The 11,764-nt window shown below is 69.3% G+C and carries 9 protein-coding genes; all 9 read left to right on the top strand.

The window, feature by feature from the left end; translation table 11 throughout:
- Nucleotides 1-10 precede the first annotated feature (10 nt).
- The 9 genes from ACWDTF_RS09905 (at nucleotide 11) to ftsZ (ending at nucleotide 11,763) form a co-directional block, all read left to right on the top strand.
- A complete protein-coding gene (locus tag ACWDTF_RS09905; RefSeq protein WP_449754333.1) occupies nucleotides 11-1,660 on the top strand; it encodes a UDP-N-acetylmuramoyl-L-alanyl-D-glutamate--2,6-diaminopimelate ligase in 1,650 nt (549 codons plus the stop codon).
- Nucleotides 1,657-2,235, top strand: coding sequence for a UDP-N-acetylmuramoyl-tripeptide--D-alanyl-D-alanine ligase (locus ACWDTF_RS09900; protein ID WP_449754332.1), 579 nt, complete (start codon nucleotides 1,657-1,659; stop codon nucleotides 2,233-2,235). Before ACWDTF_RS09905 ends, ACWDTF_RS09900 begins: the two co-directional genes overlap by 4 nt.
- A gap of 16 nt (nucleotides 2,236-2,251) precedes the next feature.
- Nucleotides 2,252-3,349, top strand: a complete 1,098-nt coding sequence (gene mraY / locus ACWDTF_RS09895; protein WP_240856008.1) for a phospho-N-acetylmuramoyl-pentapeptide-transferase — start codon at nucleotides 2,252-2,254, stop codon at nucleotides 3,347-3,349.
- A complete protein-coding gene (gene murD / locus ACWDTF_RS09890; protein ID WP_449754331.1) occupies nucleotides 3,342-4,904 on the top strand; it encodes a UDP-N-acetylmuramoyl-L-alanine--D-glutamate ligase in 1,563 nt (520 codons plus the stop codon). The genes mraY and murD overlap by 8 nt, the downstream gene beginning before the upstream one ends.
- On the top strand, nucleotides 4,901-6,814 hold the full coding sequence (gene ftsW / locus ACWDTF_RS09885; RefSeq protein ID WP_433255157.1) for a putative lipid II flippase FtsW: 1,914 nt from the start codon (nucleotides 4,901-4,903) through the stop codon (nucleotides 6,812-6,814). The genes murD and ftsW overlap by 4 nt, the downstream gene beginning before the upstream one ends.
- Nucleotides 6,815-6,892: 78 nt before the next feature.
- A complete protein-coding gene (murG, locus tag ACWDTF_RS09880; RefSeq protein WP_374246018.1) occupies nucleotides 6,893-8,050 on the top strand; it encodes an undecaprenyldiphospho-muramoylpentapeptide beta-N-acetylglucosaminyltransferase in 1,158 nt (385 codons plus the stop codon).
- 144 nt (nucleotides 8,051-8,194) lie between these two features.
- On the top strand, nucleotides 8,195-9,679 hold the full coding sequence (gene murC / locus ACWDTF_RS09875; RefSeq protein ID WP_355274410.1) for a UDP-N-acetylmuramate--L-alanine ligase: 1,485 nt from the start codon (nucleotides 8,195-8,197) through the stop codon (nucleotides 9,677-9,679).
- On the top strand, nucleotides 9,676-10,374 hold the full coding sequence (locus tag ACWDTF_RS09870) for a cell division protein FtsQ/DivIB (protein WP_240856003.1): 699 nt from the start codon (nucleotides 9,676-9,678) through the stop codon (nucleotides 10,372-10,374). Before murC ends, ACWDTF_RS09870 begins: the two co-directional genes overlap by 4 nt.
- Nucleotides 10,375-10,590: 216 nt before the next feature.
- Nucleotides 10,591-11,763, top strand: coding sequence for a cell division protein FtsZ (gene ftsZ / locus ACWDTF_RS09865; protein WP_240856002.1), 1,173 nt, complete (start codon nucleotides 10,591-10,593; stop codon nucleotides 11,761-11,763).
- Nucleotide 11,764: the final 1 nt, after the last annotated feature.

Below are 11,764 nucleotides of genomic sequence, written 5' to 3'. Positions count from 1 at the left end.
CGGGTACGCCATGGCGTCTGGTCGTCGTCACCCGCGCGGTGCGTCGAAGGCGGACCGGCGTGGGCCGGGCGCGTTGCGTCCCACGTCGGTCACGCCGACAGCTGTGTCGGTCCTGTCGACCTCGACCGGCGCGCGTCTCGACCTGATCGGGGCCGCCGACGCCGACACCACCGTCACCGGCGTGACGCTGCGCGCGCAGGATGCACAAGCCGGTGATCTGTTCGCCGCGCTGCCGGGTAGTACCACCCACGGCGCGCGTTTCGCGGGTGACGCCGTGGCGGCGGGTGCCACCGCGGTCCTGACCGACGCCGCGGGCCGCGCCGAGCTGTCTCGGGTGTTGCCGCCGGAATCGTCGGTGGTGGTGCTCGTGCATCCGAACCCGCGCTCGGTGCTCGGCGGGGTGTCGGCACGGATCTACGGCAATCCGTCGCGGCGGCTCAAGCTCATCGGGATCACCGGCACGTCGGGCAAGACGACCACCTCCTACATGGTGGAGGCGGCGTTGCTGGCCTCGGGTGCGTCGGTGGGCCTGATCGGAACGGTCGAGACCCGCATCGACGGGGTGGCCCAGCCGAGTTCGCTGACCACGCCGGAAGCACCCACATTGCAGGCGCTGCTGGCGACCATGCTCGAACGTGGAGTCGACGCGGTGGTGATGGAGGCGTCGAGCCACGCGCTGGCGCTCGGCCGGGTCGACGGCGCGCACTTCGCTGTTGGCGCGTTCACCAATCTCTCCCAGGACCACCTCGACTTCCATCCGTCCATGGCCGCCTACTTCGAGGTGAAAGCGCAGCTGTTCGTCCCGTCGTCGCCGGTGCATGCGGTGCGCTCGATCGTCTGCGTCGACGACGAGTGGGGACGCCGCATGGCCGAACTCGCGCGCCCGGCCCCCGGTGGTGCTCGCGCACTGCCGGTGACGGTGTCGACCGGACCGGTGCCGGCCCAATGGCAGGCGGGCGAGTCGACGACCGCCGACGACGGCTCGTCGCGCACACCAGTCACCGGGCCGGAGGGCGCGTTCGACCTCGTGGTCCCGCTGCCCGGTCGCTACAACGTCGCCAACGGACTGCTGGCCGTGGCGATCGCTGTTGGCGCGGGTGTCGACGCCGGTACAGCGGTCGAGGCGATCGCGGACGTCGCCGTGCCGGGCCGATTGCAGCGCATCGACAGGGGGCAGAACTTCCTCGCACTCGTGGACTACGCCCACAAGCCGGGTGCGGTCGAGGCGGTGCTGGCCACGTTGCGCGGCCAGCGGTCGGGCCGGGTGGCGATCGTGATCGGTGCCGGCGGTGATCGCGATACCGCCAAGCGTCCCCTGATGGGAGCGGCCGCGGCGCGCGGCGCCGAGTTCGTGGTGATCACCGACGACAACCCGCGGACCGAGGATCCGGCGTCGATCCGCGCCGAGGTGCTCGCCGGTGCACGCGGTGTCGGCGCCGACGAGCGTCCCGCCGGCGCCGAGGAGATCTGCGAAGTCGGGGGACGGTCGGAGGCGATCGCCACCGCGCTGCGGTGGGCGGCACCCGGTGACACGGTTCTGATCGCGGGCAAGGGACACGAGGCCGGTCAGGAGATCAACGGTGTGAAGCACCCCTTCGACGACCGGGACGTCGTTGCCTCCGTCCTCGACGAACTTGTAGCGGACGGCGGTCGCCGGTGAGTGGTTCCATCCGGTCCGGCGCCGGCAGTGCGCCCGACGAACTCGTCGTGATCAGGGCGGAAACACCTGCGTCGGCGCGTGAAGTCCGCGAACTCCTGCGAACGCTGGCCGACGCGGGCGAGCAGACCCGCGACGCCGACGGTGTTCGACGCGGACGCACCTGGGCGTGGTTGGGTGAGCTCGAGGTGCCCGACGGCCTCAGCGAGAACGAACGCGTCGTCGAACACGACCGCGTAGGTCGGCTCGCGGTCCGCCTCGCGGTCGACAAGACCTTGTGTATCGGCGACTCCCGGTCGGTGCGCGCGTTGCATCAGGGTGCGGTTATGGAAGGCTCGTGGGGCGACGAGGTGCGGATCGTCGACACGGCCACGGCCGCACGCGACCTCGTCCGTGAGCAGCCGGATTGGCGACCCACGGCTCCAGACGTGATACTCGTTGCCGCTGCCACATCGGAGATCGCCGCTCTGCTCGACGAACTCGCCACCGATTTGGCACTGCCGGTTCGCGATCGCGCCCCTGCGGACGGGGCACCACCGGACGGGCCACCACCAAACGAGACACAGGACGCGACGTGAGGACGGGACCAGCACAGTGACACAGATCCTCATCGCGGGTGCGATCGCCGTGGCGGTCTCGATTCTGCTCACCCCGGTGCTCATCAAGGTGTTCTCGCGCCAGGGATTCGGCCAGGAGATCCGCGTCGAAGGCCCCCAGAGCCACCAGACCAAACGTGGCACGCCGTCGATGGGCGGCGTGGCGATCATCGCCGCGCTCTGGGCGGGCTACTTCGGTTCGCATCTGGCCGGCCTGTTCATCGACGGCGGAAACGGTCCCACCGCGTCGGGTCTGCTGGTCCTCGGCCTGGCGACCGTGCTCGGCGGTGTGGGGTTCCTCGACGACATCATCAAGATCCGCAAGCACCGCAACCTCGGTCTCAACAAGACTGCGAAGTCGATCGGCCAGTTCGGGGCCGCGATCCTGTTCGGCGTGCTCGTCCTGCAGTTCCACAACGAGTACGACTACACACCCGCGAGCATCAACCTGTCGTACGTGCGCGACATCAACGCCATCTCGATGGGATCGGTCGCGTTCGTGGTGTTCTGCTGGCTGGTGGTCGCCGCGTGGTCGAATGCAGTCAACTTCACCGACGGGCTCGACGGCCTGGCTGCCGGGTCGATGGCCATGGTGCTCGGCTCCTACGTGCTGGTGACGTTTTTCCAGTTCGTCAACGCGTGCCGCGGCGGCGCCAAGCCGACGACCGAGATCTCCAGCGCCTGTTATCCGGTGCGTGACCCGCTGGACCTGGCGCTCATCGCGATCGCCGGCGGCGGGGCGTGTATGGGCTTCCTGTGGTGGAACGCGGCGCCCGCCAAGATCTTCATGGGCGACACCGGTTCCCTCGCGCTCGGCGGCATGCTGGCCGGCCTGTCGATCTGCTCGCGTACGGAACTGCTCGCCGTCGTCATCGGTGCGCTGTTCGTCGCGGAGATCATGTCGGTGGTGATCCAGATCGCGTTCTTCCGCACCACGGGGCGTCGTGTGTTCCGCATGGCGCCGTTCCACCATCACTTCGAACTGGGTGGCTGGGCCGAGACCACGGTGATCATCCGGTTCTGGCTGCTCACCGCGATCGCATGCGCCCTCGGGCTGTCGCTGTTCTACGGCGAATTCCTCACCGCCAATGGCTGAGCGGCCCACCGGGGCAGGAGACCTGGCGGGTCGTGCGGTTCTGGTCGCCGGCGCCGGTACGGCCGGGATGTCGGCGGCGCGCTACCTGGTCGACGTGGGGGCGCAGGTCACTGTCGCTGATACCCGATTCGCTTCGGCCACCGCGTCGCCCGAGCAGCAGGCCGCGGCGCGCTCGGTGGTGAACGGCGCCGAAGATCTGTTCGGCCGTGGTGCCGTGCTGGTCGCCGCCGGCGAGCTGCTCGACGACCCGGATTGGGCCGTGCGCACCGAACTGGTGGTCGTCTCGCCGGGCTTCGCGCCCGACCATCCACTGGTCCGGGCCGCCGCATCGGCCTCGGTCCCGGTGTGGGGCGAAGTGGAACTCGCCTGGCGCCTCGACCGCGCGGGCGCACTCGGCGAACCCCGAACGTGGCTCGTCGTGACCGGGACCAACGGAAAGACGACCACCACGTCGATGCTCGCCGACATCGTCGAGGCATCCGGGCGGGTGGGTCTCGCGTGCGGCAACATCGGCCTGCCGGTCCTGGATGCGATGCGGATGAGTCCGCGCGTGGCGGTTCTCTGCGTCGAACTGTCGTCCTTCCAACTGCATTGGGCGCCGTCGGTTCATCCCGAGGCGGGGGTGGTGCTCAATGTCGCCGAGGATCATCTCGACTGGCACGGCTCCTTCGAGGCCTACGCGACGGCCAAGGCGGGTGCGCTGACCGGTGACGTCGCGGTGGTGGGACTTGACGACGCGGTGGCGGCGTCATTGCCCACCGGCCGACGCCGGGTCGGTTTCACCTTGTCGACGCCCAATGCCGGCGAAATCGGTGTCGCCGACGGGCACCTCCACGACCGCGCGTTCGGCGCGGGGGCCTTGGTCGCGGTCGACGCGATTCACCCCCCGGGCCCATCGGGTGTCTCCGACGCCCTGGCGGCCGCGGCCCTCGCCCTCGCGGCGGGCATCGACGCCCGGGCCGTCGTCGACGGGCTCAGCGCTTTTCGGCCTGCCGCCCATCGCGGGGAGGTGGTCGCGCAGAGCCGGGGGATCCGCTTCGTCGACGACTCCAAGGCCACCAATCCGCACGCCGCGCAGGCGGCGGTCGCGGCCTACGCTCGCGTCGTCTTGATCGCGGGCGGGCTGCTCAAGGGTGCGTCGGTGGTCGAGATGATCGAGGCCGTCCGAGATCGGTTGGCCGGAGTGGTGTCGATCGGCCGCGATCGGGACATCATCGCCGACGCGATCGCGCGACACGCCCCAGAAGTCCCAAACGTCACAGTATTCACAGGGGACGATGGCGGGGTGAACGTCCATCGAGCGGATTCGGCCGTCCTTGAAGCGTCGTCGGAGCACCTTGTCGCCCAGCCACCGGCCGACCCGGCCATCGCCGTGATGGAGCGTGCCGTCGCCGAGGCGTGGCAGCTCGCGGTGACCGCCGACACGACGCCGGATGCGATCCTGCTGGCACCCGCCGCCGCATCCCTGGACATGTTCGCCGGCTACGGACGCCGTGGCGACGCCTTCGCGGCGGCCGCCCGACGCATCGCCGACGTCGAGGCGTCGCGTCGATGACGTCGCGGGTGAAGGCAGACACCCGTGGTCGCGGCACCTCCGAGCCGGCAGACGACAACGGCGAGACCCAGGGCGCTTCCGACGACGCTGTAAACGACGACGCCGCACAAGCTGTCGTCGGGGTCGAGAAGAGCTCGCGCGGCACGAGTCGCGCCGCGAAAGTCGAGGTGGCGAAGGTCGAGGTGGCGAAGTCTGCGGCCGCGACCACCGCGTCGCTGCCGGCAACCGTCGCCGAGGCGGTGCGCAGCCTGCTCGCGCGACCGCTCGCGTCGTACCACCTGATCCTGACGCTGGGCTTTCTGCTGACCGCCTTCGGCCTGGTGATGGTGCTCTCGGCGTCATCGGTCGAGGGCTATTCGAAGGACGGCTCGGCCTACGGCCTGTTCTCCACCCAGGTGATCTTCGCGTTCCTGGGATTCTTCGTCTTCTACGTGACGCTTCGTGTCCCGGTTCGGTTCCTGCGCCGAGCCGCCGCGCCGCTGATGATCGTGACCACCATCTTGCTGGCGCTGGTACTGGTCCCCGGACTCGGCACGCTCAGTCAGGGTGCCCGACGATGGTTCGTCGTCTACGGGTTGTCGGTGCAGCCGTCGGAGCTGGTCAAGGTGGCACTCTGCGTGTGGGGTGCGCATCTGCTCGCCTCGCGTCGCCAGGAGAATGCGTCACTGCGTGAGTTGCTCGTCCCACTCGTCCCGGTGGGCATGCTGATCTGTCTGCTGATCATTCTCGAACCCAACCTCAGCACCACGATCACCATCGCGATCATCATCGGGGCGCTGCTGTGGTTCGCCGGGCTGCCGGTCAAGGTGTTTCTCACCTTCGCCGTCTCCGCGATCGGCATCGCGGTCATGCTGGCCCTTGTCGAGGGTTATCGGTCGCAGCGCGTCATGAGCTTCCTGAACAACATCGACGACCCGCAGGGCGCGGGCTACCAGGAACGGCAGGCGACCTACGCCTTGGCCAACGGCGGCGTGTTCGGCGTCGGACTGGGGCAGAGCCGGGCGAAGTGGAACTACCTGCCGAACGCGCACAACGACTTCATCTTCGCCATCATCGGCGAGGAACTGGGCTTGCTCGGCGGACTGCTGGTGGTGTTCTTGTTCGTCGTGCTCGCCTACGTCGGCTTCCGCATCGCTCATCGATCCACCGACCCGTTCCTGCGGCTGATGGCGGCGACCATCACCGTGTTGATCATCGCGCAGGCGCTGATCAACATCGGTTATGTGATCGGTCTGCTGCCGGTCACCGGCATCCAGCTGCCGCTGCTGTCGGCGGGCGGCACCTCGACGCTGACGGTGCTGGCGATGCTCGGTCTGCTCGCGAACGCGGCCCGACACGAACCGGAAGCCGTGGCCGCCCTCACCACCGGACGACCGTCCCGGGTGTCGCGACTACTGCGGTTGCCGACCCCGGTGGCCTACCGCAAGACCCGGGCCGAGACGCTGCGGGACCGGATGGACCAGCGACGCGGTCACAAACCACCATCGGCCGGCCGTGGCGGCATGCTGGGTCGACGGCGGACCCCGCCGCCGCCCGCCGGCCGCGGCCGCCGCCGGGGCCAGCCACCACCGCCGAACCGGGCGCGCCGAGGCGCAGACCAGCAGGCCGAACCTCGTCGTGGATTCACGCCACCGTGGCGCCGGGGTGCCGACCCCGAGCCCGCGCGCGGTCGGCGACAACCGGCCGCGACGAATCGCGGACGGGTCGACTACCGTAACGGGCATTCCGGCCACGGCACGCGCTACGCCACCGCGGCCTCGGCGCGCTGGGTGCCGCCTCGTTCGGGGAGTGCGCGGGGCTCCGGCAATCCGGGTGCCGCTGCGCGTCGCGCAGCGCGGCCGGATGGGGCAGGTGCCGGGCGGTTCGGGGGATCGGGCGCGACGTATCGTCCGAGCGCACGGACTCGATAGAGACGGATGGAAGCGCGAGTGAATTCGGCTGCAGGACATAGTGATATAGCACAGGCAGGGTCGCCGAGGCCGCTGTCGGTGGTCGTCGCGGGCGGGGGAACGGCCGGTCACATCGAACCCGCGCTCGCGGTCGCCGACGCCGTACGGCTCCTCGATCCCACCGCCCGCATCACCGCCCTCGGGACCACGAAGGGTCTCGAGCAGACGCTGGTACCCGAGCGCGGCTACGACCTCGAGCTGATCCCGCCAGTGCCCCTGCCGCGTAAGCCCGGCCTGGAACTGGCCCGTACGCCCGGCCGGTTGCTGCGCTCGGTCACGGCGACGCGCAAGGTTCTGGCGGCCGTATCCGCCGACGTCGTCATCGGCTTCGGCGGATACGTGGCGCTGCCCGCCTACCTCGCCGCACAGACACATTTCCGGGGGCGCAGTCGGATTCCGATCGTCATCCACGAAGCCAACGCGAGCGCCGGGATCGCCAACAAGGTCGGTGCACGATTCGCCGACCGCGTGATGGCTGCGGTCGACGGGTCTGGCCTGCCCGACGCACAGGTCGTCGGGATTCCGGTCCGGGGTGTGCTCGCCGAACTCGACAGGGCCGAACTGCGCGCCAAGGCACGGCACTACTTCGGACTCGACGACGACGCGCCGACACTGCTGGTCTTCGGTGGCTCGCAGGGAGCCCAGCGGCTCAACGACGCCGTCGCAGGTGCGGCACCCGTCCTGGGCAATGCGGGCATCGGAGTCCTGCACGCCTACGGCCCCAAGAACTCGATTCATCCGACGGTGCCCGACGGCGCCCCGCCCTACCGCGCGGTCGGATACCTCAAACGGATGGACCTCGCCTACGCGGCCGCGGACCTGGTCATGTGCCGTTCGGGTGCGATGACCGTCGCCGAGGTGTCGGCGACCGGACTGCCGGCCGTCTACGTGCCATTGCCGCACGGCAACGGCGAACAACGACTGAATGCGCTGCCGGTGGTCCAGGCCGGGGGAGGCATCCTGGTCGACAACGACGACGTGTCGCCCGACTGGGTGTCCCGCGAGATCCCCGCACTGCTGTCTGACGACGACCGACTGGCCGCGATGTCGGTTGCGGCCGCCGGCACCGGGCATCGTGACGCAGCGTCTGCGGTCGCGTCCGCAGCGCTCGAGCTGGCGGCACAATTCCGTGCCGGCGAGCACCGCACCCGGCTCCTGGGGGCGTTTCGCTCACACGGTTCCAGCGATCGACGGTGACAATTGAGATTGGTGCTCCTGACAGGCAGGCGCAGGGTGAGTCCGCTGGTGGGCGGATGAGGAGAGGTGGGAGGTGACGACGTGACGAACGGACCGGTGACCGGTGTGGTCGGATCGTTGCCCGAACAGCTCCAACGCGTGCACATGGTCGGGATCGGCGGGGCCGGGATGTCCGGGCTCGCCCGCATCCTGTTGGCGCGCGGAGGCCAGGTGTCGGGGTCCGACGCCAAGAACAGCCGCGCCATCCTCGAACTGCGGACTCGTGGCGCGCGGATTCAGGTGGGCCACGACCCCTCGGCCCTCGACCAGCTGCCCGGCGGCCCGTCGGTCGTCGTCACCACGTACGCGGCGATCCCGAAGACGAATCCCGAACTCGTGGCAGCCCGCTCACGCGGGATCCCGATCCTCTTGCGTCCCCACGTCCTCGCCGAGCTCATGGCCGGCCACCGCACTCTGCTGATCGCCGGCACCCACGGCAAGACGTCGACGACGTCGATGTCGGTGGTCGCGCTGCAGCGCGGCGGACACGACCCATCCTTCGCCATCGGCGGCGAACTCAACGAGTCGGGGACCAACGCCCACCACGGCAGCGACGGACTCTTCGTCGCGGAGGCCGACGAGAGTGACGGATCGCTGCTCGAGTACACGCCCGACGTGGTGGTGGTGACCAACATCGACGTCGACCATCTCGACTTCTTCGGCACCATCGAACGCTACGTGGCGGTGTTCGACGACTTCGCCGACCGGGTCGCCGACGGTGGCACCCTGGTCGTCTGCCTCGACGATCCGGGTGCTGCCGCCCTCGGTGGACGGGTGGCGAGCCGGTTGCACGAGCGTGGCGTCGCCGTCCTCGGTTACGGCGCAGGCGAGTTCGCGTCGAGCGCGCCAGGCGTGGTCCACGCCGCGGAACTGCTGTCCTGGCAGGCGCGCGGGATCGGCGGGCAGGCGCGGGTGCGGTTCACCGAGCCGCTCGTCGCACAGCCGTCCGAACACACGCTCACGCTGACGCTTCCGGGGAAGCACATGTCGCTCAACGGGATCGGCGCGGTCGTCGGGTGCGTCCGGCTCGGTGCCGATCTCGACCAGACGGTCCGCGGGATCGGTGCCTTCGGCGGCGTCCACCGGCGTTTCGAGTTCCGTGGCCATCGCGGTGGGGTGGACGTGATCGACGACTACGCCCACCATCCGACGGAGGTCGCGGCCGTACTCACCGCCGCGCGCGACATGATCGCGTCGCGGCCGGCGAACGAAGGCGGCAAGGGACGGGTGATCGCCGTGTTCCAGCCCCACCTGTATTCGCGGACCGTCGACTTCGCCGACGATTTCGCCGCCGCCCTCGACCTCGCCGACGCCGCGGTGGTGGCCGATGTCTATGGCGCGCGTGAGCAGCCGATCCCGGGGGTCAGCGGTCGTATCATCACCGACCGCCTGCATGTTCCCGCGGTCTTCGCGCCGGATCTGTCCCGACTCGCGGCGCAGGTCGCCGACATCGCCCGGCCCGGCGACGTGGTCCTCACGCTCGGCGCGGGTGACATCACCATGCAGGGGCCGGAGATCCTTGCGGCCCTGGGAGACTCGGATACCGACACGATTCCGGATACCGGCAGCCGACCGGGACGCGTCTCATGATGGCCGCACGGTCTCCTCGGTTGCGCCGGCTCTACGCCGCCACGATGGTGGTGGCGGTCGTGGTGGGCCTGGTCCTCATCGCCTATCTCACGCCCCTGATGTCGGTGCGCAGTACCGACGTGCAGGACAACAAGGTGGTGCCCACCGACGAGATCCTGCGGGTGGCCCAGGTGTCCGACGGCACTCCGCTCCTGCAGGTCGACACCCGGGCCGTCGCCCAGCGGATCGCCGCGATCCCATCGGTCGAATCGGTCCGGGTCCAGCGCTCGTACCCGTCGTCGTTGCTGATCACGGTCACCGAACGCACGCCGAGGGTCATCATCAACGACCACACCAAGGTGCACGTGCTCGATCGGACCGGGGTCTCCTACCTGAACTACGATCGGCGAGAAGGTGTTCCGCCGGAGGTCCTCAAGCTTCCGGAACTCGTCACTTCCAATCCCGGCCCGACCGATCCGACCACCAAGGCGACTCTTGCGGCGGTTGCCGGCCTGCCGGAACCGTTGCTGCGGCAGGTGATCCGGGTGACCGCGACATCGCCTGTCGCGATCGAGTTCACGCTCACCGGCAAGCGCACGGTGGTGTGGGGGGACAGCGACCACGGGGACGAGAAGGCGCGCACACTCGGAGATCTGCTGACGCGCAAGGCGTCGATGTACAACGTGTCGAGCCCGGAGTACCCCGCCTACAAGTGATCCGCGTCGCCGCTGCGCGGAGATTTCTGCGGCCGACTTCACGACACGCCGACGATGAACCTGGCTACCCGGGCCGTCGATGCCTAGCGTTGCGACCAACACAGAACTACTTGACATAACTCTAAATCTATGGTTCAGGTTTAGGGTTTCGACGGTAGGTGAAGACAACCGCACGACCGAGACAGTTCGATGATCGAAAACAAGGAAGGCGAGCGCATGACGCCACCGCACAACTACCTGGCCGTGATCAAGGTCGTCGGCATCGGCGGCGGCGGCGTCAACGCCGTCAACCGCATGATCGAGCAGGGCCTCAAGGGGGTGGAGTTCATCGCGATCAACACCGACGCGCAGGCGCTGTTGATGAGCGATGCCGACGTCAAGCTCGACGTCGGACGCGACTCCACCCGCGGCCTGGGCGCCGGCGCCGACCCCGAGGTCGGACGCCGCGCCGCCGAGGATGCCCGCGACGAGATCGAGGAGCTCCTCAAGGGCGCCGACATGGTCTTCGTCACCGCGGGCGAGGGCGGCGGCACCGGCACCGGCGGCGCACCGGTGGTGGCCCAGATCGCGCGCAAGCTCGGAGCGCTCACTGTTGGTGTGGTGACCCGGCCGTTCGCCTTCGAGGGCAAGCGCCGCGGCAATCAGGCCGAGAACGGCATCACTGCGCTACGCGAATCCTGCGACACCTTGATCGTCATCCCCAATGACCGGCTCCTGCAGCTCGGTGACGCCCAGGTGAGCCTGATGGACGCCTTCCGCAGCGCCGACGAGGTCCTCCTCAACGGCGTCCAGGGCATCACCGACCTGATCACCACGCCGGGCCTGATCAACGTCGACTTCGCCGACGTCAAGGGCGTGATGAGCGACGCGGGCAGCGCACTGATGGGCATCGGCTCCTCGCGCGGTGAGGATCGCGCCAAGAAGGCCGCCGAGTCGGCCATCAACTCGCCGCTGCTCGAGGCGTCGATGGAAGGCGCACGTGGCGTTCTCATCTCGATCGCCGGCGGTAGCGACCTCGGCCTCTTCGAGATCCACAATGCCGCCACGCAGGTGCAGGAGGCGGCGCACGAGGACGCGAACATCATCTTCGGCACGGTGATCGACGACAACCTCGGCGACGAGGTGCGCGTCACCGTGATCGCGGCCGGTTTCGACGGCGGTGCGCCGCGCAAGCGCACCGAGGTTCCCGCGGCGGCCACCGGCCACACCGCGGTGGGCCAGGGTCAGGCGGGTGCGGTCACGACCGCCCGCAAGAACGACCCGCTGTTCGGTGACATGCCCGCCGGTGGCGGCGACCCGTTCTCGGGCCGCGAGCAGGAAGCGCCGCGGCGCAACAGCGTACGGCTCGACGACGATGACGTCGACGTGCCGTCCTTCATGAAGCGCTGAG

It is taken from the genome of Gordonia sp. NPDC003422 (genome assembly GCF_053588675.1).
The sequence above is the reverse complement of the archived record's forward strand: the minus strand, read 5'-3'. Positions and strand labels throughout refer to the sequence as shown.